Here is a 23171-nt window from a genome sequence, read left to right on the forward strand (position 1 = left end):
CAGCCCTCCGCCGCCGGCCACCGGCCTAGCCTGGCCACGTGCTCACCACGGGCTCCACCGCGCTCGACACCGTGCTGGAGATCGGCATCGCCGCCTGCCTGCTGCTGTCGCTGGTGCTGCTCTGGCGCAACTACCGCGGTCGCTGACCCGTCAGCCCGGCGCGGCCGCGGGCGGACGGCCGAGCAGCCACACGACGGCCAGCGGGACCAGCAGCGCCGCGCTGACCGCCGCGACCAGGCCGTAGCCACCGAGGGCCAGCAGCGGGCCCCCGACGACGCCGGCCAGCGCCGCGCCCAGCCCCATCAGCAGGTCGGTGCCGCCCTGGGCGGTGGGTCGCTGCTGCGGCCCCACCGACTCGGTGACCAGCGTCGAGCCCGCGACCAGACCGCACGACCAGCCGAGGCCCAGCAGCAGCAGGCCGGCGCCGAGCTGCCCGGCGTCCTCCGGTCCGGCCGTGCCCGCCAGTGCCGCGGCGGCCAGCAGCAGTCCCGCGCCGAGGGCCACGACGGTGCGCCGTCCCGCCCGGTCGGCCAGCCAGCCGACCGCAGGCGAGAACAGGTACATGCCGGCCACGTGCACGCTGATGACCAGGCCGATCAGCCGCAGCGTCGTCCCCTCCGGGCCGTGCGCGTGGCCCATGTGGACCGGCGTCATGACCATGACCCCGACCATCACCGCGTGGGAGACGACGACGGCGGTCAGCCCGAGGCGGCCGCCGGGATCGGCCCACACCACGGCCAGCGCCGCCCGGGTCGCCCGCCGCGGGCGGGGCTCCGCGACGTCGGCACCGCTGCGCAGCCGGCGGGCCAGCAGGAGCGGGTCCGGCCGCAGGAAGGCCAGGAGCAGGGCGGCGACGAGCAGGAACGCGGCCGCCGACAGCGCGAACCCGCCGCCCAGCGGGGGCAGGCCCAGCCGGACGCCGAGGTCCGCGCCCGGACCGGCGAGGTTGGGCCCGAGCACCGAGCCGATCGTCGTCGCCCAGACGACGAGCGAGAGGTCGCGGCCGCGGCGCTCGGGGAGGGCCAGGTCGGCCGCGGCGTAGCGGGCCTGCAGACCGCACGCGGTGGCGGCCCCGAAGGCGAACAGCCCGGCAAGCAGCAGCGGCAGCGACGACAGCGCTGCCGCCACGACGGTCAGCAGCGCGCCGGCCACGGCGACGGCGAACCCGGTCGCCAGGCCGGTGCGGCGGCCGGACCGGTCGCTGATCCGCGCCAGCGGGACCGCCAGGACCGCGGAACCGAGCACCCCGGCGGTCTGCCCGAGACCGGAGACGGAGTCGCTGCCGGCGACGTCCCGGGCCAGCAGCCCACCCAGGGTGATGCCGATCGTGACACCCAGGCCGCTGAGCGCCGTGCCGCTGCCGAGGACGGTGAGCGTGCGGCGCTGGACCCGGGCGAGGTCCGGTGGGGCCTGGGTCTCCACCGCGCTCAGAGACCGATCGAGCGGCCGATGATCTCCCGCATGATCTCGTTGGTGCCGCCGTAGATCGACTGCACCCGCGCGTCCCGCCACGCCTTCGACACCGGGTACTCGTCCATGTAGCCGTAGCCGCCGTGCAACTGCAGGCAGCGGTCGGCGACCCTGTTCTGCAGCTCCGTCGTCCAGTACTTCGCCATCGAGGCGTCGACCGCCGACAGCTCGCCGGCGTTCAGCCGCCGCACGCACTCGTCGACGAACGTCCGCGCGATCGTCGTCTCGGTGTGCAGCTCGGCGAGGACGAACCGGCTGTTCTGGAAGGTGCCGACCGGCCGGCCGAACGCCGTCCGCTCGGTGACGTACTCCAGCGTCTGTGCCAGCACGGTCTCGGCGGAGGCGACGGCGGTGACCGCGATCGACAGCCGCTCCTGGGGGAGGTTGTCCATGAGGTGGGCGAAGCCGCGGTTCTCGGCGCCCAGCAGGTTCTCGGCCGGCACCCGCACCTCGTCGAAGAACAGCTCGGCGGTGTCCTGCGCCTTCAGGCCGACCTTGGCGAGGTTGCGGCCACGCGTGAAGCCCGGCATGTCGCGCTCGACGACGAGCAGGCTGGTGCCGCGCGAGCCGGGGGCGTCGGGGTCGGTGCGGGCGACGACGATCACCAGGTCGGCGTTGATGCCGTTGGTGATGAAGGTCTTCGCGCCGCTCAGCACCCAGTCGGTCCCGTCGCGTCGCGCGCTGGTCGTGATCGCCTGCAGGTCGCTGCCGGTGCCCGGCTCGGTCATCGCGATGGCGGTGATCAGCTCGCCGCTGCAGAAGCCGGGCAGCCACCGCTGCTTCTGCTCGTCGGTGGCCAGGTCGCGCAGGTAGGGCCCGGTGACGTCGTTGTGCAGGGTGAACCCGACCCCGCTGGCACCGACCCGGGCGAGCTCGGAGTCGACGACCGCGTTGTAGCGGAAGTCGCGGACCCCGCCGCCGTACGGCTCGTCCATGTCCATGCCGAGCAGGCCCTGCGCGCCGCCGGAGGTCCACACCTCGCGCGGCACGATGCCCTCGGCCTCCCACTGGTCGTGGAAGGGGACGACGACCTTCTCCGCCCAGGCGCGCACCGTCGCCCGGAAGTCCTCGTGGTCGGGCTCGAAGAGCGTGGAGCGCATGGCCGCAGTCTGCCTCAGCGGCCGGCGGTCACGGGACGACGTCGGGGACCATGTGCTGGCTCTCCTTGGGCGGCCGGACGTAGTCGTCGTGCACCGGCGGCCGGGGCGGGAGCGCCGGCGGCGGGTTCGGGCTCAGGTCCTCGTAAGGCACCTGGCCCAGGAGGTGGGTCATCACGTTGAGCCGGGCCCGCTTCTTCACCTCCGCGTCCACCACCCACCACGGCGCCTCGGGGATGTCCGTCGCGGCGAGCATCGCGTCCTTGGCCCGGGAGAAGGCGACCCAGCGGTTGCGTGCCTCGAGGTCCATCGGGCTGAACTTCCAGCGCTTGGTCGGGTCGGTCAGGCGGGCCTGGAACCGCCGCTCCTGCTCGGTGTCGCTCACCGAGAACCAGTACTTGACCACCCGGATCCCGCTGCGGACGAGCATCCGCTCGAACTCCGGGCACGACCGCATGAACTCGACGTACTCGTCGTCGGTGCAGAACCCCATGACCCGCTCGACGCCGGCGCGGTTGTACCAGGAGCGGTCGAACAGGACCATCTCCCCGGCGGCCGGGAGGTGCGCGACGTAGCGCTGGAAGTACCACTGCCCCTTCTCGCGCTCGGTCGGCGCCGCGAGCGCGACGACGCGGGCGGCGCGGGGGTTGAGCCCCTCGGTGATGCGCTGGATCGCCCCGCCCTTCCCGGCGGCGTCACGGCCCTCGAACACCACCACGACCCGCAGCCCCCGGGCGCGGATGTACTCCTGCTGCGTCACCAGCTCGATCTGCAGGCGAGTCAGCTCCCGTTCGTAGAACTTCTTGCCGACCTTGGTGCGCGCCGGCGGCTCCGCCTCGAGCGCCCCCGCCGCGTGGTGGTCTCCTGCGCTCCGCGAATGGGCCATCCCCGGAGGGTCGACCTCCCCGCCGGGCGCGGCAAGACCCCCGCTCCCGGGGGAACGTGCCGCCTCGGCCCGGCGGAGTGTCGTACCCCGGGGTGACACTGGCGACGTGTCCGCTCTCGACCGGTTCTCCGAGGCCACCCGCGCGTGGTTCACCGGTGCCTTCGCCGAGCCCACGGCGGCCCAGGAGGGCGCCTGGACGGCGATCAGCTCCGGTGGGCACGCCCTGGTCGTCGCGCCCACCGGGTCGGGCAAGACCCTCGCCGCGTTCCTCTGGTCGCTGGACCGGCTGGCCAGCAGCCCGCCGCCGGAGGAGCCGATCCGCCGCTGCCGGGTCCTCTACGTCTCCCCCCTCAAGGCGCTGGCGGTCGACGTCGAGCGCAACCTGCGCGCCCCCCTGACGGGCATCGGCCAGGCGGCGCTGCGGCTGGGCCTCCCCCGGCCGGAGATCACCGTGGGCATCCGCTCGGGCGACACCTCCGCCGAGGAGCGCCGGGTCTTCGCCCGCCGTCCGCCCGACATCCTCATCACCACACCCGAGTCGCTGTTCCTCATGCTCACCAGCCAGGCCCGCGAGGCGCTGCGCGGGGTCGAGACGGTGATCGTCGACGAGGTGCACGCCGTCACCGACTCCAAACGGGGCGCGCACATGGCCGTCACCCTCGACCGGCTCGACGAGCTGCTGGAGCGCCCGGCGCAGCGGATCGGGCTGTCGGCCACCGTCCGGCCGATCGAGGAGGTCGCCACCTTCCTCGCCGGTGGCCGGCCGGTGGAGGTGGTCGCACCGCCGTCGGTCAAGCAGTGGGACCTCTCGGTCGTCGTCCCGGTCGAGGACATGAGCACCCTCGGCCAGCCGACCGGCGAGCTCGACGGCTCGGCCGCCGGCAACCAGCCCCGGACGTCGATCTGGCCCGCCGTCGAGGAGCGGGTGCTCGACCTCGTCGAGGCCTCGCGCAGCACGATCGTCTTCTCCAACTCCCGCCGGCTGGCCGAGCGGCTGACCAGCCGGCTCAACGAGCTGGCCTACGAGCGGCAGACCGGCGAGCCGGTGCCCGCGGGGTCGACGCCGGCCCAGCTGATGGCCCAGGCCGGCGCCGGAGGTGGCCTGCCGGAGGCCTTCACGCCCGTCGCTGCCGCGCACCACGGCTCGGTCTCCCGCGAGCAGCGCGCCGTGGTCGAGGAGGCGCTGAAGTCCGGGCAGCTGCCGGCCGTCGTCGCCACCTCCAGCCTCGAGCTGGGCATCGACATGGGCGCGGTCGACCTCGTCGTCCAGGTCGAGGCGCCCCCCACCGTGGCCGCGGGCCTGCAGCGGGTCGGCCGCGCCGGGCACCAGGTCGGCGCGGTCAGCCGCGGCGTGCTGTTCCCGAAGTACCGCGGCGACCTCGTCCAGTGCGCCCTGGTCGCCGAGCGGATGAAGGCCGGCGCGATCGAGTCGATCCGCTACCTGCGCAACCCGCTCGACGTGCTCGCCCAGCAGATCGTCGCGATCGTCTCGGAGCGGCCGCGCACGGTGGAGGACGTGGGCTCGCTGGTCCGCCGGTCCGCGCCGTTCGCCGCACTGCCGGAGTCCGCGTTGCACGCCGTGCTGGACATGCTGGCCGGCCGCTACCCCTCCGACGCGTTCGCCGAGCTCCGCCCGCGGCTGACCTGGGACCGCGTCACCGACACCCTCACCGCGCGCGGCGGTGCCCAGCGGCTGGCGGTCACCAGCGGCGGCACCATCCCCGACCGCGGCCTGTTCGGCGTCTTCATCGTCGGCGCCGAGGGCACCGGCGGTCGCCGGGTCGGCGAGCTCGACGAGGAGATGGTCTACGAGTCCCGGGTCGGCGACGTCTTCCTGCTCGGCTCGTCGTCGTGGCGGATCGAGGAGATCACCCACGACCGGGTGCTGGTCTCCCCCGCGCCCGGCCAGCCCGGGAAGATGCCGTTCTGGCACGGCGACGCCCCCGGCCGGCCGCTGGAGCTCGGCCGGGCACTGGGTGCGTTCCTCCGCGAGGTCGGGTCGGCCGGCCCCGAGGCGGGCGCGGAGCGGGCCCGCGCCGCCGGACTGGACGAGTGGGGGACGGCGAACCTGCTCGCCTACCTGGCCGAGCAGAAGGCGGCCACCGGCCACCTGCCCGACGACCGCACGCTGCTGGTGGAGCGCTTCCGCGACGAGCTCGGCGACTGGCGGCTGGTCGTGCACTCCCCCTTCGGCGCCCAGGTCAACGCCCCGTGGGCCCTGGTCCTCGCCTCACGCCTGCGCGAGCGGTACGGCGTCGACGTCGCCTCCATGCACTCCGACGACGGCATCGTGCTGCGGCTGCCCGACACCACCGGCGAGCCACCGGAGGCCGACCTCGCGGTGCTCGACCCCGACGACGTCGAGCGCGAGGTGACCGCCGAGGTCGGGGGCTCGGCGCTGTTCGCCAGCCGCTTCCGCGAGTGCGCCGCGCGGGCCCTGCTGCTCCCCCGCCGCGACCCCCGCCGGCGCACCCCGCTGTGGCAGCAGCGCCAGCGCGCGGCCCAGTTGCTGTCGGTGGCCAGCGAGTACCCCGGCTTCCCGATCACGCTGGAGGCCGCCCGCGAGGTGCTGCAGGACGTCTACGACGTGCCCGGCCTGGTCGAGCTGATGCGCGACGTGCAGGCCCGCCGCGTGAAGGTCGTCGACGTCCAGACCCAGACCGCGTCGCCGTTCGCCACGTCGCTGCTGTTCGGCTACGTCGGGCAGTTCCTCTACGAGGGCGACGCGCCGCTGGCCGAGCGCCGCGCGCAGGCACTCGCCCTCGACACGGCGCTGCTGTCGGAGCTGCTGGGGCGTTCCGAGCTGCGCGAGCTGCTCGACGCCGAGGCGCTGGCCGAGGTGGAGTCCGAGCTCCAGCGGCTGCCGGTGCCCCGGCACCCCCGCGACATGGACGGCGCGGGCGACCTGCTGCGCGTCGTCGGCGACCTCACGTACGCCGAGGCCGCCGTCCGCGGCGTCCCGGCGGAGTGGCTCGACGAGCTGGTGGCGGCCCGCCGGGCGATCGTCGTGCGGATCGCCGGCGAGGAGCGGCACGTCGCCATCGAGGACGCCGGCCGGCTCCGCGACGCGCTCGGCACGGCGCTCCCCGTCGGGGTGCCCGAGGTGTTCACCGAGCCGGTGACCGACCCGCTCGGCGACATCATCGGCCGCTACGCCCGCACCCACGGTCCGTTCCAGCCCGACGAGGTGGCCCGCCGCCTCGGGCTCGGCGTCGCCGTGGTCACCGCGACGGTGCAGCGACTGGTCGGCACCGGGCGGCTGGTCACCGGCGAGTTCCGCCCCGGCGGCACGGGCCAGGAGTGGTGCGACGCCGACGTGCTGCGCTCCATCCGCCGGCGCAGCCTGGCCAAGCTGCGCCAGGAGGTCGAGCCGGTCCCGATCGGGACGCTGGCCCGCTTCACCCCGGCCTGGCAGTCGGTGGGCAGCCGGCTGCGCGGCACGGACGGCGTCCTCGCGGTCGTCGAGCAGCTGGCCGGGGCGCTGGTACCGGCCAGTGCGCTGGAGTCCCTGGTCCTGCCGTCGCGGGTGCGCGACTACTCCCCCGCGATGCTCGACGAGCTGACCAGCGCCGGCGAGGTGCTGTGGGCCGGCGCCGGCGCGCTCCCCGGCAACGACGGCTGGGTGAGCCTCGTGCCGGCCGACGTCGCGCCCCTGCTCCTGCCCGAGCCGCTCGAGCTGCCGGCGGAGGGCGGCCACGGCGCCGCGGTCCTCGAGGGGCTGTCGGGCGGGCAGGCGATGTTCTTCCGCGGCCTCTCCGACCTCGTCGGGGCCACCGACGACACCGCGCTCGCCGACACGGTGTGGGACCTCGTGTGGTCCGGCCACCTCACCAACGACACGCTCGCGCCGCTGCGCACACGGCTCGGGGCCGGCGGCACCCACAAGCGCACGCCGGCGCCGCCGCGCGCACGGGTCTCCCGCTACGGCCGGCCTCGGCTGGGCCGGCCGGAGATGCCCACCCGCAGCGGGCCACCCACGGTCGCCGGCCGGTGGTCGCGGCTGCCCGCGCGCGAGGGCGACCCGACCCGCCGGACCACCGCCCGCGCCGAGGCCCTCCTGGAGCGGCACGGCGTGCTCACCCGCGGCGCCGTCATGGCCGAGCAGGTGCCGGGGGGCTTCTCCGCCGTCTACCCGGTGCTGCGCGCGTTCGAGGAGAACGGCCGGGCCCGCCGCGGCTACTTCGTCGAGACCCTGGGCGCCGCACAGTTCGGTACCCCGGGCTCGGTGGACCGCCTCCGGGGCTTCGCCGCCCCCGACCGTGCGCCGGCGGGCACCGTCGTCCTCGCGGCCACCGATCCGGCCAACGTCTACGGCGCGGCGCTGCCCTGGCCCGACCGCCCGGACCCGGCGGCGACCGCCACCGACGACGCCCCCGCACCGGTCGACCTGGGCGAGGGCACCGGCACGAAGCGGGCCAGCGGTCACCGGGCCGGCCGGAAGGCCGGGGCGCTGGTGGTCCTGGTCGACGGCGACCTCGTGCTCTACGTCGAGCGCGGCGGCAAGACGCTGCTGTCCTGGACCGACGACGAGGTGGTGCTCAAGGAGGCGGCCACGGCGCTGTCCGGCGCGGTCAGCGCCGGGGCGCTGGGCCGCATGATCGTGCAGAAGGCCGACGGCGCCTCGGTGCACGAGTCCTCACCCCTGTCCTCCGCGCTGCAGGCGGCCGGCTTCGCCGCGACCCCGCGCGGCCTGCGGCTGCGCGGCTGATCCGCCCGGCCCCGATCCGTCCGGTGCCACCGGAGCGGGGAAGAGACGTTCCGGCCCAGCTCCGCCCCGCCCACGAGGGCCGGAGCGGTCGCCGGCCGGCGGGCACGACGCCGCGGGGCCCTGCCCGAGCGGCTACCGTCCGGTCCGGGCCGGCCCCGGCCCGGTTCCCCCGGTGACGGCGCGCCGTCCTGGTCGAGAGGCGCTCATGTCGCAGACCCCCGTCGAGACACCGCCGGTGCTCTCGAGCCCCGAGGCCGTGGCGGACGCTCTGCGCGCCGCGGGATACCTGCCGGACGAGACGATCGCCGGAACGGTCCACCTCGCCGCGGCGCTGGAGAAGCCCGTCCTGGTCGAGGGCCCGGCCGGCACGGGGAAGACCGAGCTGGCCAAGTCGATCGCCCTGGCCACGGGCGCGCGGTTGATCCGGCTGCAGTGCTACGAGGGCCTCGACGAGGCCAAGGCGCTCTACGAGTGGGACTACCGCAAGCAGTTGCTGCGCATCCAGGCCGGAGGCACGGGCGGATCGGGCACCGAGGGGTGGGAGGACGTCGAGGGCGACATCTTCAGCGAGCACTACCTCCTGCGCCGGCCGCTGCTGGAGGCGATCCGCGCCGAGGACGACGTCGTCCTGCTCATCGACGAGGTCGACCGGCTCGACGTCGAGACCGAGGCGCTCCTGCTCGAGGTGCTGTCGGACTACCAGGTCTCCATCCCCGAGCTCGGCACCGTCACCGCCCGCCGCCGTCCGCTGGTCTTCCTGACCTCCAACAACAGCCGCGAGCTCTCCGAGGCCCTCAAGCGCCGCTGCCTGTTCCTGCACGTCGACTACCCCTCGCCCCAGCGGGAACGGGAGATCGTCCTCGCCCGGGTGCCGGGGTTCTCCGACAAGCTGGCCGGCCAGGTCGCGAACTCGGTCGCCGCCCTGCGCCAGATGGACCTCAAGAAGCGGCCGTCGGTGTCGGAGACGATCGACTGGGCGCGGACGCTGCAACTGCTCGGCGTCACGGAGGTCGACGGCGACGCGCTGCTGCGGCACCTGCACGTGCTGCTCAAGCACCAGAGCGACATCGAGACCGCGCGCACGCGGCTCACCCGGTGAGTTCGGACCTCCCGCCGGTCCTGCTCGTGCACGGTCTCGGGTCGTCGTTCGAGCACAACTGGCAGCGGACCGGCTGGGTCGACGTGCTGCGCTTCGAGGACCGCACCGCCCTCGCGTTCGACCTGCCCGGACACGGCACCTCGACCGCACCGGTCGACGGCGCCGCCGCCCGCGCGGCGCTGGAGGAGCTGCTGGACGAGGTGGGCACCGTGGACGCCGTCGGCTTCTCCGCCGGCGCCGTCCTGCTGGCCGGTGTGGCCGCCACCCGGCCGGGCGCGTTCCGCCGGCTCGCGCTGCTGGGCGTCGGCGACGGCTGGTGGCGCGGCGGGCCGTCCGCCGCCGAGCCGCTCGCCTCGGCGCTGGAGACCGGCTCCGACGTCGAGGACCCGGGCCTGCGGGTGTTCCAGCGGCTCGCCCGCTCGGCGGGCAACGACCCGGCGCGGGTCGCGGCCTACCTGCGCTCGGCGCCGACTCCGCCGTCGCCCGAGGAACTGGCCGCCGTCGACTGCCCGGCGCTCGTCGTCCTCGGCGACCGCGACCCGGTCGGGCCGGCGGACCGGCTCGCGGCCGGGCTGCCCGATGCCCGCGTCGCGGTGCTCCCGGGGGTCGACCACATGGCCACCAGCAGCAACGTCCGCTGCCAGGACCAGGTGGCCCGCTTCCTGGCCGGGGAAGCCGTCGGGACCGCGGGGCGACCGGCGTGCTGACCGCCGTGGAGGGTCTGGTCGCCGAGCTGCGCCAGGTGGGCGTGCCGGTCCCGGTGAGCGCGGTCGTGGACGCCGCCCAGGCGATGACGCGCATCGACGTCCTCGACCGGGGCGCGGTGCGGGTCGCGCTCCGGGCGGTCCTGGTGAAGGACGCCGGACACCTCACGACCTTCGACACCGTCTTCGACACGTTCTTCGCACTGCAGGGGCAACCGGGCGAGGTCGAGGAGGCCGACCGGGGACCCGTCGGAGGCGACGACGGAACCGAGACCTACGGCGACGGCCACGGCGACGGCGGCGGCCGGGGCGGTGCCCCGCGAGGCCTCCAGCACCTGGACGACGACGCCCTCCGCGACCTGCTGGTGCAGAGCCTGCGGGACGAGGACGCGACCCTGCTGCGGGCACTCGCCCGCGTGCTGGTCGACCGGCACGCCGCCGTGAACCCCGCCCGGCCGCAGGACGTCGGCTACAACCTGTACCGGGCCCTGCGCATGATCGACTCGAGCGAGATCGTGGCCCGCCTCGCAGCCGCGGCGGACCCCGGTCCCGGCGGGGAGGGCGTGCCGTCCGAGGTCGCCGTGCTGGCGGCCGAGGCACGGGTACAGGCGCTGGGCCTGGCGCTGGAGACCGAGATCCGCCGCCGCCTGGTGGTCGACCGGGGAGCCGACGACGTGGCGCGGACGCTGCGGACGCCGCTGCCGGAGAACATGGCGTTCCTCGGGGCGTCGGCGCTGCACGTGGCCGCGATGCGCTCGGTGCTGCGCCCGCTCGCCCGCTCCCTCGCCGCCCGGATGGCCGAGCAGCGACGGAAGCACCGCCGCGGCGCGCTCGACGTCCGCCGCACCGTGCGCAGGGCCATGAGCACCGGCGGCGTCCCCGTGACACCGGTGTTCCGCCGGCCGCACCCGGCCAAGCCGCAGCTCGTCGTCCTCGCCGACATCTCCGGGTCGGTGTCGACCTTCGCCACGTTCACGCTGCAGCTGATCCACGCGCTGCGGTCGGAGTTCACCTCCATCCGCAGCTTCGCCTTCGTCGACGGCATCGAGGAGGTCACCGACCTGATCGACCGGGCCGAGGACCCCACCGAGATCGCGCGGCTGCTCAACGAGGCCGGAGCCGGCGTCTGGCTCGACGGGCGCAGCGACTACGGCAACGCCCTGTCCGGTTTTGCCGAGCGGTGGGCATCCCAGCTCACCCGCCGCACGACGGTCCTGGTGCTCGGGGACGCCCGCGGCAACGGCCACGACCCGCAGGTCGACGCGCTCGCCACCGTGCGGCGGTCGGCGGGAGCGGTGCACTGGCTGAACCCCGAGCCCCGGGACTCGTGGAACACCGGCGACTCGGACATCGGCCGGTACGCCGCGCACTGCGACACCGTCGTGGAGTGCCGCACCCTCCGCGACCTGCGGGGCTTCACCGAGCGGCTGGCCGCACCGGGCGCCGTGGTCGCTCCCGGGGTGCAGCCGGCCGCGGAGGGTGTGGGACAGCGCCGGCACGACCACGGGGACGGCCACCACCATCACCACCACTGACCGCAGCGGTCGCCCCGTGCTGGCTGCGCCTACGCGACGGACGCGCCGCCGCTGACGGCCTGCCGGACCACGACCACGCGGCGGCGGACCACCGTGCCGTCCGGCAGCCGGACCTCGGCGGTGACGACCCCCTGCGGGGGGTTCCCCTCCGGCGGGTCCACCGGGTCGAGCACGCGGACCACCTCCACCCCGTCCGGCTCACCGGACCCGGCCCAGCTGCCCGTGACCGTCGGGTCGGCGGTGTCGCTGCGGGTCTGGTGGGCGGCGATGACCTGACCGGTCAGGAGCGCCGCCAGCTGCGCCACGGCCACCGGGTCGTGCGCCCCGTCGTAGAACCACCGCGTGCCGAGGACCCCGTGCTCGGAGGTGCCGACCAGGGCCCGGTCGTCCTCCAGCGGAGCGCCGCGGTAGGCAAGCGGCACCGCGTACGTCGTCCCGCCCGCCGTGTCGGTGACGAACAGGACCTCGATGCCGACCTCCCCCGCGGGGTCGTCGAGCCGGAACCCGCCGGCGCGGACCAGCGCCGGCGGACCCTCGTGGTCGCGGTACCAGGGCTGCCGGGGCAGCCAGGCCGTCAGCAGGTCGAGCTTGCCCGGGATCAGCGTGGTGTCGTGGATCGTGGCCATCGCCGACCACCCTGGCACGGCTGCCCGCTCCTCGGCAGGTCAGCGCCCCGGCTGTAGCCAGCGGCGGAACAGCCGGGTGAGCGCCGGCATGACGACGAAGCCGAGCAGCAGCACGACGACGACCGCCGACAGCAGCAGCCGGGCCGGCAGCGGCCAGCCGGACACGTGCGGGGTCACGAGCAGCTGGAAGCCCAGGGTGATGGCGAAGACGCCGAGCACCGTGAGCACCGTCGACCGCCAGCGCGGCCCCGGCTGCGCGGGGCGGGTGAAGAAGCTGTCCAGGCCAGAGACGCGCGAGACCCGCTCGCCGTCGACCATCTCCTGCATCCGCGCCAGCGCGGCGCGACGCTGCGGGGAGCGCTCCCAGGCGGCGAGGGCTGCGTCGTCGCGGAAGCGGTAGACCAGGTGGTACTCCGAGCTGCCCGGGCCCGGCTTGAGCAGCGTGCCGCCGAGGTTGCCGGGGAACGCGGCGGCGACGTCCAGCACGTCCGCGGCCCACTCCTCGAACGCCTGCCGCCGGTGCGGACGCACGACGCGGGCGGCGGTGACCGTCACCGGCTCGGGACGGGGCCCGGTGACCTCAGGACGGGCCAGCCGGGCGCGGAGCGGAGCGAGAGCCTGCACGTCCCGGTGCAGCGTCGCGACCGCCCGTGACCATCCCGGTGTCGGCGGGCTCACACCGATCCTGAGCAGCGCCGATGCGGGGCAGGGACACTGGGGACGTGCCCGAGGGAGACACCGTCTGGCTGGCGGCGAAACGGATGGACCAGGCGCTGGCCGGCGCGACGCTGCGCCGTGGCGAGCTGCGCGTGCCGCAGCTGGCCGCCACCGATCTCGCCGGCCGCACGGTCAGCGAGGTGGTCCCCCGCGGCAAGCACATGCTCATCCGGCTGGCCGACGGCTGGACCCTGCGCACCCACTACCGGATGGACGGCAGCTGGCACGTCTACCGGCCGGGCACGAAGTGGCGCGGCGGGCCGGCCTTCTCCGTCCGCGCGATCCTGGCCACCGACGAGTGGGAGTGCGTCGGCTACCGGCTGCACGACATGGCCTTCGTGCCGACCGCGCAGGAGGACCAGCTGGTCGGCCACCTCGGCCCCGACGTCCTCGGCCCGGACTGGGATCTCGACGAGGCGCTGCGCCGGCTGCGCGCCCACCCCGACGAGCAGGTGGGTGTGGCGGTCCTCGACCAGCGCAACCTGTGCGGCCCCGGCAACCTCTACAAGGTCGAGGCGCTGTTCCTGACCGGCCTGCACCCGTGGGTGCGGGTGGCCGACGTCGACGACCGGCTCGAGCCGCTCGTCACGCGGGCCCGCATGCTCATGCTGGCCAACCGCGACCACCCGGAGCAGAGCACCACCGGCGACACCCGCCGGGGCTTCGACCACTGGGTCTACGGCCGCAAGGGCAAGCCCTGTCGGCGCTGCGGCACCCCGATCCTGATGGGCGACCAGGGTCCGGAGCTGCAGGAGCGGGTGACCTACTGGTGCCCGAACTGCCAGGCGGCCCGGTCACCGGTCGACCCGCAGGCCCGCACCGGCGAGCCCGGCCGCCCCCGCCCGCGAGCCACCCCGGGCTGACGGGCGGGAACGGCGCGGCCGTCAGGCGGGGTCGGGGCGCTGCACCGGCTCGGCCACCGGCGCGGCGTCGGGCTGCTGGACGGTCTGGCCCTCCTCGAGCGCCGGCGCCGCCTGCCCGCCGGTCACCGCCGGGGTGCCGCCGCCCATGGAGGCGCGGATCTGGTCCAGCCGCGAGGCGCCGGCGACGTCGAGCGTCGCCTTCTGCACCTCGATCATCCGGCCCTCCACCGAGTTCTGCGCCAGCTCGGCCTGGCCCAGGGCGTTGGCGTACCGCGCCTCGATCTTGTCGCGGACCTCCGACAGGCTCGGGGTGTTGCCCGGCGCCGACAGCTCGTTGACCTGGCGCATCGAGGCCGCGACGTGCTCCTGCATCTTGGCCTGCTCGAGCTGGCTCATCAGCTTGGTGCGCTCGGCCAGCGTGGTCTGCAGCCGCATCCGGCTCGTCTCGACCGCGCCGCGGGCCTGCTCGGCGGCCTGCAGCGCCTCGTCGTGGCTGCGCTTCAGGTCCTCCATCGACTGCTCGGCGGCCACGAGCTGCGTGGCGAACGCCTGCGCGGCGTTCTCGTACTCGGTGGCCTTCGCCGCATCGCCCTTCGCGCGGGTCTGGTCGGCCAGCACGAGCGCCTGGCGGGCGGATGCCTGCAGCTTCTCGACCTCACCCAGCTGCCGGTTGAGCCGCATCTCCAGCTGGCGCTGGTTGCCCAGCACCGCGGCGGCCTGGTTGGCCAGCGACTGGTGCCGCTGCTGCTCGGCCTCGATGGCCTGCGCGATCTGGATCTTCGGGTCGGCCTTCTCGTCGATCTTCGCGTTGGCCGATGCCGTGAGGTACTTCCAGAGCTTCACGAACGGGTTGGGCATGAGTCCTCCGCTGTCGATCGCCGGCTGCGCCCCGCCCCGGGCCCGGAGCCCGGCGGACGTCGTCGTGGCCATCGTCCCAGGTATGCACGCCCGTCAGCCACCACGGGCCACCGGCGCGCGACGCGGATACGCTCCGGCGATGGTCGACGGAGAGCCGAACCTGACCGTGCTCGGCGAGCTGGTCGTCGACCTGCTGCCCGATCCGGACGCCGGAGCCGGCCCGCGGGGCACCGCGCCGCGCTACGTGGCGAACCCCGGCGGGAACGCGCTCAACGTCGCGGTCGCCGCCGGGCGGCTGGGCGCCCCGGTCACCCTGCTGGCCCGCCTCGGCACCGGCCCGCTGGCCGCGGCCCTGCGCCGGCACGCCGAGCAGTCCGGCGTCGACGTCAGCCGGTTCGTGGCCGCGACCGAGCCGGTGAGCCTCGCCGTCGTCGGCCTGGGAGCCGACGGCTCCGCCGACTACGGCTTCCACGTCGCGGGCGCCGCCGACTGGCAGTGGACCGACGACGAGCTGGCCGCCGCGCTCCCGGAGACGACGGCGGTGCTGCACGTCGGGTCGATCTCCAGCTGGACGCCACCCGGCTGCGAGGCGATCGCACGCCTGGTGGAACGGGTCAGCGGCCGGGTGCTGGTCAGCGTCGATCCCAACATCCGCCCGGCGCTGGCCGAGGGGCCGGTGGGGGCCTCGCTGGGCAACGACGCCGACGCCGTCCGCACCCGGCTGCAGCGCCTGATGGCGCACGCCGACGTCGTCAAGGTCAGCGCGGAGGACTTCGCCTGGCTGCACCCGCGCGCCGACCTCGACCTCGGGACGTCGGTCTGGGCGGAGCGCGGCCCGGCGCTGGTCCTCATGACCGACGGGGGCGCGCCGCTGCGGGTGGGCCGCCCTGGGCGGCCGTTGATGCGCCGGGACATCCCGCAGGTGTCCGTCGTCGACACCGTGGGCGCCGGCGACTCGCTCGCCGCCGGCCTCTTCGCCGGGCTGCTGCGCCGCGGGGTCGCCACCCGGGAGGCGCTGACGGCGCTGTCCGACGACGAGCTGGGCGAGGTCGTGGACGAGGCGGCACTGGTCGCCGCGCTCAACTGCACCCGGGCCGGCGCCGATCCGCCGACCCGGGCCGAGCTGGACGCAGCCCGGAGCCGCTAGGTGTACTGCCCAGTCAGGTTGGTGACACGGCTGGCTGGTGGTCGCCCTCTGAGTGCGGTGTGGCCGCGGTGGTGGTTATACCGGTGCAGCCAGTCCGGGTAGGCCGCTTCCCGTTCGGCGTTGCTGGCATAGGGGCGGGCGTAGGCCCATTCCTCGACCAGGGTGCGGTGGAAGCGCTCGACCTTGCCGTTGGTCTGCGGCCGGTAGGGCCGAGTCCGCTTGTGCGTGATCGCCGGTCCCAACGCGGCGGCGAAGGCTCCGGAGCGGTAGCAGCTGCCGTTGTCGGTCAGCACTCGGGCCACGGTGATGCCGCAGTTGGCGAAGTAGGCGTTGGCCCGGGTCCAGAAGGCCGCGGCGGTTTCCTTCCGTTCGTCGTCGAGCAGCTCGGAGTAGGCCAGCCGGGAGTAGTCGTCGATCGCGGTGTGCAGAAACGAGTAGCCCTGGCCGCGGTGCCGGTTGGGGCGGTGCTGGCGACCGTGAACGCGCCAGCCACCGCCGTCGGGAATGCGGCCGAGCTTCTTGACGTCGACGTGCACCAGCTCGCCGGCGGTCGCGCGCTCGTAGCGGCGCACCACCCGGCCGGTACTGCGGTCTAGCCAGGTCAACCGCGCCAGTCCGTAGCGGGAGAGCACCCGGTGCACGGTCGAGGGATGCACGCCGAGCAGGAACCCGATCCGGGCCGGGCCCCAGCGGCGGACGACCCGGACCTTGATGATCCGCCGCTCGAGGCGGGTGGGTGTGCGGCGAGGTGAACGCAGTGGCCGGCTGGAGCGGTCGACCATGCCCGCCTGGCCCAGTTGCCGGTAGCGGCGCGCCCAGCGCTCGGCAGTGGTCGCCGAGGTCTGGAATCGCTCGGCCGCCCGGCGCAGGGTCCAGCCTTGATCAACGACGCAGCGGGCCAACATGAGCCGACCGCGAGGGGTCAGGGTGGCATTAGCGTGGGACACGAAGACCTCCGAGTTGAGGAGCGGTTCCTAGACAGCTCCACACCTCACTCGGAGGTCTTCCTCATGTCACCTGCCGGCGTCACCAACGTCCATGGTCAGTACAGCTAGGCCGCCCCGGCGCGGGTGGCCCCGCTGCCGCCGCCGTCACTGGTGCCGCCACTGACGGTCTGGCCGGTGGTCTGCGCGTGCTCCACCTGCTCCAGCCGGTCCTCGTTGGCCATCTCGGTGAGCCGCGCGCCGGCCTCGGCGTCGCGGGTGAGGTTCTCGCCGGTGTGCGGGTCGAACACGTGCACCTTGCGGCTGTCGAGCCAGAACTCCGCGTCCCGGCCCTCGCGGATGCGGCTGGTGGAGTCGATCGACACGATCGCCTGGGTGCGCAGCTCCTCGGAGTCCAGCTCGCGCGACAGCTCGCGCAGCTGCTCGCGGATCGAGTCCGGCGCCTCGTAGGGGATGTAGGCGAACTGCGAGTCGCCCAGCCACTCGGTGACGTCGACGCGGGCGGTGAAGACCGACCCCATCGGCCGCTTCGCCTCGTCCACCAGCGAGGCGTCCTCGAAGTACTCCGGCCGGATGCCGACCAGCAGCACGTCGCCCTTGCCCGCGACCTTGGCCGCCCGCTTCTCGTCCAGCTCGACCGGCCCGAACGGCGTCGACAGCCGGTTGCCGCCCTCGAGCGTCGCGGGCAGGAAGTTCATCGGCGGCGAGCCGATGAACCCGGCGACGAAGAGGTTCACCGGCTGCTCGTAGAGCTCGCGCGGCGAGGCGACCTGCTGGATCTTGCCCTTGCGCAGCACGCAGACCCGGTCGCCGAGCGTCATCGCCTCGGTCTGGTCGTGGGTGACGTACACGGTGGTGATGCCCAGGCGCCGCTGCAGGCGCGAGATCTCGGTGCGCATCTGCCCGCGGAGCTTGGCGTCGAGGTTGGACAGCGGCTCGTCGAAGAGGAACGCCTCCGCCTGGCGGACGATCGCCCGGCCCATCGCCACGCGCTGGCGCTGACCACCGGAGAGGTTGGCGGGCTTGCGCTCCAGGTGCTCCTTCAGGTCCAGCACGTCGGAGGCCTCGGTGACACGGCGGCGGACCTCGTCGTCGGGGGTCTTGGACAGCCGCAGCGGGAACGCGATGTTCTCGTACACCGTCATGTGCGGGTACAGCGCATAGTTCTGGAACACCATCGACAGGTTCCGCTCGCGCGGGGCCAGGTCGTTGACCCGCTTGCCGCCGATGACCATGTCGCCACTGGTGATGTCCTCGAGGCCGACGATCATCCGCAGCAGCGTCGACTTCCCGCAGCCGGAGGGGCCGACCAGGATCATGAACTCGCCGTCGGCGATGTCCAGGCTGACGTCGTTCACGGCCGGGAAGCCGTCGCCGTACTTCTTGACGATGTTGCGCATCTCGATGGAAGCCATCAGTTGTCGTCCCCTCGGGAGGTCGGTGCGCTGGGGGGCAGTACGTGGACAGACATGGCGCCGGTCAGCCCTTGACCGCGCCGTTGGTGAGGCCGGCGACGATCCGCCGCTGGAACAGCAGGACGAGGATGACGACCGGGATGGTGACGAGGACCGCGGCCGCGGCGATCGCACCGGTCGGGTCCTCGAACTGCGAGGCGCCGGAGAACAGGCCGAGCGCCGCCGGGACCGGCCGGGCCGCGCTCGTCGAGGTCAGCGAGATGCCGTAGACGAAGTCGTTCCAGGCGATGAAGAAGGCGATGATCGCGGTGGTGAAGACGCCGGGGGCGGCCAGCGGCACGATCACCTTGCGGAACGCCTGCCAGGTGGTGGCGCCGTCGACCTGGGCCGCCTGCTCCATCTCCCACGGGATCTCGCGGAAGAACGCCGACATCGTCCAGATGCTGATCGGCAGGGTCAGCGACAGGTACGGGATGATCAGCCCGAGCCAGGTGTCGTAGAGCCCGATCTGGCGCCACACGTTGAACAGCGGCGTGACGATCGAGATGACCGGGAAGATCGCCACCACCAGCGCGGTGGAGAGGATCAACTTCTTGCCGGGGAAGTCCAGCCGGGCGATCGCGTAGGCGGCGAACATGGCCAGCAGGCACGAGATCGCCGTGGCGATGAGGCAGATGCCGAAGCTGTTGCGCAGCGCCGGGAGGAACAGGTCGCTGGCGTCCCCGGTGAGGATCTGCTTGTAGTTGTCCCAGGTGGCGCCGTTGGGGAGGAACTGCCCGTTCGCCAGGTCCGACGGCGCCTTCAGCGACACCGAGACGATCCAGGCGATCGGGAAGAGGCAGTAGAGCAGGATCGCGACCCCCGCGACGATCCACCAGATCTTCTCTCTGCGGGACATCAGCCCTCACCCCTCGCCGACGACAGGTCCACCTTGAAGCCCTTGATGAACAGGGCCGCCAGCAACATCACGCACAGGAAGAGCAGGACCGAGACCGCCGAGCCGAGGCCGATCTCCAGCCGGCTGATCGTCTGCCGGTAGGCGAGGAACGACACCGACTCGGTGTTGTTGGCCCCCGCGGTCATGATGAAGATGCTGTCGAAGACGCGGAACGCGTCGAGCGTGCGGAAGAGCAGGGCCACCATGATGGCCGCCTTCATGTTCGGCAGCGTCACCTTCCACAGCCGCTGCCACCAGGTCGCCCCGTCGACCTTGGCGGCCTCCTGCAGCACCTCCGGCACCTGCGCCAGGCCGGCGAGGAGCAGCAGCGAGATGAACGGCGTCGTCTTCCAGATCTCGGCCAGGCAGATGACCAGCAGCGAGGTGCCCTGGCCGCCGAACCAGTCGGTGTCCCCCGACACGCCGGGCAGCCAGGCGAACCAGCTGTTCACGAACCCGGTGTTGATGTCGAAGGCGAACTGCCACGCGAATGCCGAGACCACGGTGATGACGGCGTACGGGATGAGGATCGCCGCCCGGATGAGCGGGCGGATCGACCGGAGCATCTTGGCCATGACCATCGCGAGGGCGAACCCGAGGACGAGTTCCACCACCACGGTGACGACCGTGATGAGCAGCGTCACGCCGAGCGCGGTCCACCACAGCGAGTCGGTGAGGATGACCCAGTAGTTGGTCAGCCCGTTGAACGACTTGTTGTCCGGGTCGGTGAGCCGGTAGGAGAACAGCGAGTCGTACGTGGCCTGCACGATGGGATAGGCCGTGACGGCCAGCATGACGAAGAACGCCGGGCCGGCCAGCATCCAGCCGAGCTTGCGCTCGGCCCTCGACCGGTCACTGATCGTGTTGCGGGGGGCACCGACCGGCTGGGTCTTCTCCACCGGGGGGAGCGTCGTCTGGCTCATAGCAGCTGGTCTCCTGCCAGGACGGCTTCGATGAGCTCGGTGGCCGATTGCGGTGTCGAGTCCGGATCGACCGACGCCGGCGGGTGGTACTCGCGCTGGATGCCGCCGGAGACCTCGCTGTAGTACGGGGTCTGCGGTCGCGGCGCGGCCAGCTCGAGCGAGTCCCGGATGACCGGGGCCTGGGGGAACGCCTCCAGGACGTCCGGGTCGTCGTACACCGAGGCCTTGGACGCGGGGTTCCCGTTGGACGTGAAGTAGTAGGCCTGGTTCTCCTCGCTGACGATGCACTCGGCCGCGTCGAACGCGAGATCGGTGTGCTCGCTGTAGGCCCCGATGCCGAGGTTGATGCCGCCGTAGGGCGGCGCGGCCGGGGTGTCCGCGTCGACCCGCGGGTAGATCGCGGCCGCGTAGTCGTCGACCACGGACTGGTCGAGCGTCCCGGCCTCCGCTGCGGCGAGGCCGCGCGGGTAGACGAACGGGTAGTTGACCTGGAAGCCGCCGCGGTCACCCTCGAAGCCGGTGGCCGAGGCGTCCTCGTTCTCGGTCGAGAAGGCCGCGCTCACCTGGCCCGAGTCCGCGACCGCGCGCATGACCTCGGCGGCGCGACGGCCGGCGTCGCTGTCGAGCCCCAGCTGGACGTCCTCGGGGTTGTCGGCGTTCTCCGCGATGATGTGCCCGCCGGCGGACTCGATCAGGGCGTTGAGCCAGACCGTGAGCGACTCCGCCCGGGTGCCCTGGGCGCCGATCAGCACGTCCTGGCTCTGCGCCGCCTCGATGATCTGGTCCCAGGTGACCGGCTGCGTCATGTCCAGGCCGGCCGCCTCGGCCACCGACTTCCGGTACCAGAGCAGCTGCGTGTTCGCCCAGAACGGGATCGCCACGATCTCGCCGTCCCAGGTGGAGCCCTGGATGGCGCTGTCCACGACGTCCTCGGTCACCCGCTGCTCCACGTCGTCCGGCACGTCGGCCAGGAAGCCGGCCGCCGCGAACTCCGGGATGAACGGCGGGTCGAGGCTCATGATGTCGATGGACGAGTCCTCGGCGGCCAGGCGCCGGATCAGCTGCTCGCGCTGGCCGGCGGCGTCCCGGGGCAGCACCTCCGTGCTGATCTCGTAGGCACCCTCCGCCGCATCGGTGCAGCGCGCGGCGATCTCCGCCTGCCCGCCGGAGTCGGGGTTGGTGTACCAGGTCAGTGTCGGGGGCCCGCCCGAGTCACCGCCGCAGGCGGCCAGTGACGAAGCCAGGACCAGCGCCGCCGCGCCGCCTCCGAGGCCTCTGCGTCTACCGATGGGCATGTCCACGCCTCCGTCTCGGCGAGCTCCGTCGATCGCCCCGTCCCCGTACCGTGGCCCCGGTCACAGCAGTGCGCAAGTCGGTCGTCACCGGGCCGTGACCGGCACGTTCACGGCCGGTTCACGATGACCGACGGCGTGGTGAGCTCCGCGGGCGTGCGGGGCAGCACGGTCGCGTAGTAGGAGCGGGCGGCACCGGTCGTGCCGACGTCCCGCCCGGCGTGCTCGGACAGGAACCAGCGGTGCTCCAGCACCTCGTGGAACACCTCGGCCGGCGCCAGGCGGCCGGCGAGCTCGGGCGGGATCGCCTCGACCACCGGCTGGTAGACCTCGGCCAGCCACCGGTGCGCGGCCACCGTCTCCGGCACCGGCCCGCCGGTCTTCTGCTCCAGGTAGGCGCGGAAGGCGCGGATGTCGTTGAGCAGCCGGCGCGCCTGACGTTCCTGCACCTCCAGGCCGGTCAGCCGGAAGAGCTCCCGCCGGTTGCCCCCGGGCTCGGACACCCGGGTCTCCACCCGCAGCCGGACGCCGTCCGGGGTGTCGAGCAGCTCCATCTCGCCGACGTCGAAGCCGAGGTCGTTGAGCCGCTGCAGCCGCTCGGCGACGCGGTACCGCTGCTCGTCGCGGGAGAACACCTCCTCGCGCGTCACCTCCTCCCAGAGCGCGGCGTAGCGGTGCGGGAGTCCCTCGGAGACCTCGATCGGGTCGATGCCCTCGGGCAGCAGCCCGCCGAACTGCAGGTCCAGCAGCTCGGCCCCGACCCGCTCGCGGGCCAGCTCCACGTCGTACAGCCGGCGCCCCGCCGACAGCGACGGCTGCCGGTCCGCGGTCTCGGCGTCGACCAGGTAGGCCGACAACGTGCCGGCGTCGAGCCGGAAGAGCGTGTTGGACAGCGAGCAGTCGCCCCAGAAGATGCCCGCCAGGTGCAGGCGGACGAGGAGGACCACCATCGTGTCCAGCAGCTGGTCGGCGGAGTGGTCACCGGTCGGCCGCGAGAACAGGTACCGGTAGGACATCGAGTACTCGAGGTAGCGGGTGACGAGGACGGCCTGCTGGTCGCCCGGCCGGTCCACGCAGATGCCGAGGACCGAGACCGCCGGCAACCCCTCCTCCTCGAACTCCCCCAGCAGGGCGTACTCGTGCCGGGCCAGCGGCTCGGCGATCTCCTTGAGCGCGTAGACGCGGCCCTCGGCGGCGACGAAGCGCACGACGTGGCGGGAGATGCCGCGCTGCGGGACGTCGATCGTGAGCTCGGGGTCCCACTCCTCCAGCGGCTGGTGCCAGGGCAGCGGCAGGAGAGCGGCGCCGTCCGTGGCCGGGGGTCGGAAGAGGTACCGCAACGCGAGCTCCGCAGGGCCGGGCCTGCCGTGCCGCTCCGTTGCGGCCGGCGGGAGGTCCCCAGCCTGGCACGGCGGCCGGGCCGCCGCACGGCTCAGCCCGGCGGCGGGAGGACGGCGGCCAGGCGGCGCGCCTGCCGCCGGCGGGCCGGTGGATCGGCGGGCTGGAGGACCAGGCCGAGCAACCAGCGGCCGGTGGTGCCGGCGCCGTCCGCGTCGGTCTGCAGCACCTCGGCCAGGGCAGCGCCGACCTCGGCCCACCGCTCGGGGCCGGCGCCGAGCAGCGCCACCAGGTCGGCAGGGTCGGTGACGGCCATCGTCCGCAGCACGGGGTGGTCGGCCACCTCGTCGGCGAGCAGGACCAGGGCCTCGACCGGTGGCCGGCCGGTGGCGGCCTCGGTCAGCCGCCGCAGCTCGGCCGACAGCAGGGCACGGACCACGTCGTCCTTCGTGCGGAAGTGGTTGTACAGGGTCCCCTTCGCCACGCCCGCGGCCGCGGCGACCGCCTGCATCGTCGTGGCGCGGACGCCGGTCGCCGCGAAGGCGTCCGCCGCTCCGCGCAGCAGCCCGGCCCGCGTGCGGCCCATGACCGCGCGCGGAGCGGGCACGGGGA

General features: G+C 73.8%; 19 protein-coding genes. 6 read left to right on the forward strand and 13 right to left on the reverse strand.

All coding sequences use genetic code 11. The features are described 5' to 3' along the window. Positions 1 to 150: 150 nt before the first annotated feature. From N555_RS0120135 to ppk2, 3 genes are read right to left on the reverse strand one after another with little or no spacing between them, the layout of a single operon-like run. Positions 151 to 1422, reverse strand: coding sequence for an MFS transporter (locus N555_RS0120135; protein ID WP_197029100.1), 1272 nt, complete (start codon positions 1420 to 1422; stop codon positions 151 to 153). A gap of 5 nt (positions 1423 to 1427) precedes the next feature. Next, positions 1428 to 2570, reverse strand: coding sequence for an acyl-CoA dehydrogenase family protein (locus N555_RS0120140; protein ID WP_029433295.1), 1143 nt, complete (start codon positions 2568 to 2570; stop codon positions 1428 to 1430). Between the two features lie 28 nt (positions 2571 to 2598). Continuing rightward, positions 2599 to 3453, reverse strand: coding sequence for a polyphosphate kinase 2 (gene ppk2 / locus N555_RS0120145; protein WP_051684281.1), 855 nt, complete (start codon positions 3451 to 3453; stop codon positions 2599 to 2601). 106 nt (positions 3454 to 3559) lie between these two features. Here ppk2 and N555_RS0120150 point away from each other — a divergent pair, with 106 nt between their 5' ends. From N555_RS0120150 to N555_RS0120165, 4 genes are all read left to right on the forward strand, one after another. After that, a complete protein-coding gene (locus tag N555_RS0120150; protein WP_029433297.1) occupies positions 3560 to 8161 on the forward strand; it encodes an ATP-dependent helicase in 4602 nt (1533 codons plus the stop codon). Positions 8162 to 8366: 205 nt separating this feature from the next. Continuing rightward, the gene (locus N555_RS0120155; RefSeq protein WP_029433298.1) at positions 8367 to 9260 is read left to right on the forward strand and encodes an AAA family ATPase; all 894 of its coding nucleotides are present in this window, start codon (positions 8367 to 8369) and stop codon (positions 9258 to 9260) included. Further along, positions 9257 to 9967 carry an alpha/beta fold hydrolase gene (locus tag N555_RS0120160; protein WP_051684282.1) on the forward strand — a complete coding sequence of 237 codons (711 nt, stop codon included), beginning with the start codon at positions 9257 to 9259 and terminating at the stop codon, positions 9965 to 9967. The genes N555_RS0120155 and N555_RS0120160 overlap by 4 nt, the downstream gene beginning before the upstream one ends. Then, complete coding sequence (locus N555_RS0120165) at positions 9961 to 11499, forward strand: VWA domain-containing protein (RefSeq protein WP_051684283.1); 1539 nt, start codon at positions 9961 to 9963, stop codon at positions 11497 to 11499. Before N555_RS0120160 ends, N555_RS0120165 begins: the two co-directional genes overlap by 7 nt. Positions 11500 to 11528: 29 nt before the next feature. Here N555_RS0120165 and N555_RS0120170 read toward each other — a convergent pair whose 3' ends face one another. Further along, positions 11529 to 12143 (reverse strand): maltokinase N-terminal cap-like domain-containing protein, encoded by a 615-nt coding sequence (locus N555_RS0120170; RefSeq protein WP_231503037.1) that lies wholly within the window; start codon positions 12141 to 12143, stop codon positions 11529 to 11531. Positions 12144 to 12164: 21 nt separating this feature from the next. Then, complete coding sequence (locus N555_RS0120175) at positions 12165 to 12749, reverse strand: antibiotic biosynthesis monooxygenase (protein ID WP_081866384.1); 585 nt, start codon at positions 12747 to 12749, stop codon at positions 12165 to 12167. 98 nt (positions 12750 to 12847) lie between these two features. Here N555_RS0120175 and N555_RS0120180 point away from each other — a divergent pair, with 98 nt between their 5' ends. Continuing rightward, positions 12848 to 13705: a DNA-formamidopyrimidine glycosylase family protein gene (locus N555_RS0120180; RefSeq protein ID WP_029433303.1), complete on the forward strand. Its 858-nt coding sequence runs from the start codon at positions 12848 to 12850 to the stop codon at positions 13703 to 13705. A 21-nt stretch (positions 13706 to 13726) separates the two neighbouring features. Here the strand turns inward: N555_RS0120180 and N555_RS0120185 are convergent, their stop codons facing one another. Beyond that, positions 13727 to 14635 carry a PspA/IM30 family protein gene (locus tag N555_RS0120185; RefSeq protein ID WP_304412927.1) on the reverse strand — a complete coding sequence of 303 codons (909 nt, stop codon included), beginning with the start codon at positions 14633 to 14635 and terminating at the stop codon, positions 13727 to 13729. Between the two features lie 67 nt (positions 14636 to 14702). Here N555_RS0120185 and N555_RS0120190 point away from each other — a divergent pair, with 67 nt between their 5' ends. Continuing rightward, a complete protein-coding gene (locus N555_RS0120190) occupies positions 14703 to 15710 on the forward strand; it encodes a carbohydrate kinase family protein (RefSeq protein ID WP_034511548.1) in 1008 nt (335 codons plus the stop codon). On the opposite strand, the gene N555_RS0120195 is transcribed toward N555_RS0120190, so the two are convergent. From N555_RS0120195 to N555_RS0120225, 7 genes are all read right to left on the reverse strand, one after another. Next, positions 15707 to 16657: an IS481 family transposase gene (locus N555_RS0120195; protein WP_029433306.1), complete on the reverse strand. Its 951-nt coding sequence runs from the start codon at positions 16655 to 16657 to the stop codon at positions 15707 to 15709. The genes N555_RS0120190 and N555_RS0120195 overlap by 4 nt on opposite strands. A gap of 104 nt (positions 16658 to 16761) precedes the next feature. Beyond that, positions 16762 to 18069, reverse strand: a complete 1308-nt coding sequence (locus N555_RS0120200) for an ABC transporter ATP-binding protein (RefSeq protein ID WP_029433307.1) — start codon at positions 18067 to 18069, stop codon at positions 16762 to 16764. Positions 18070 to 18133: 64 nt separating this feature from the next. Then, complete coding sequence (locus N555_RS0120205) at positions 18134 to 18967, reverse strand: carbohydrate ABC transporter permease (RefSeq protein WP_029433308.1); 834 nt, start codon at positions 18965 to 18967, stop codon at positions 18134 to 18136. Further along, positions 18967 to 19929, reverse strand: coding sequence for a carbohydrate ABC transporter permease (locus tag N555_RS0120210; RefSeq protein WP_029433309.1), 963 nt, complete (start codon positions 19927 to 19929; stop codon positions 18967 to 18969). The genes N555_RS0120205 and N555_RS0120210 overlap by 1 nt, the downstream gene beginning before the upstream one ends. After that, a complete protein-coding gene (locus N555_RS0120215) occupies positions 19926 to 21224 on the reverse strand; it encodes an extracellular solute-binding protein (protein ID WP_029433310.1) in 1299 nt (432 codons plus the stop codon). Before N555_RS0120215 ends, N555_RS0120210 begins: the two co-directional genes overlap by 4 nt. A 107-nt stretch (positions 21225 to 21331) precedes the next feature. Further along, complete coding sequence (locus tag N555_RS0120220; protein ID WP_029433311.1) at positions 21332 to 22561, reverse strand: DUF4032 domain-containing protein; 1230 nt, start codon at positions 22559 to 22561, stop codon at positions 21332 to 21334. Positions 22562 to 22653: 92 nt separating this feature from the next. Beyond that, complete coding sequence (locus N555_RS0120225; protein ID WP_231503038.1) at positions 22654 to 23166, reverse strand: helix-turn-helix domain-containing protein; 513 nt, start codon at positions 23164 to 23166, stop codon at positions 22654 to 22656. Between the last annotated feature and the right edge of the window lie 5 nt (positions 23167 to 23171).

The sequence above is a fragment of the Blastococcus sp. URHD0036 genome (assembly GCF_000701365.1).
Lineage (GTDB): Bacteria > Actinomycetota > Actinomycetes > Mycobacteriales > Geodermatophilaceae > Trujillonella.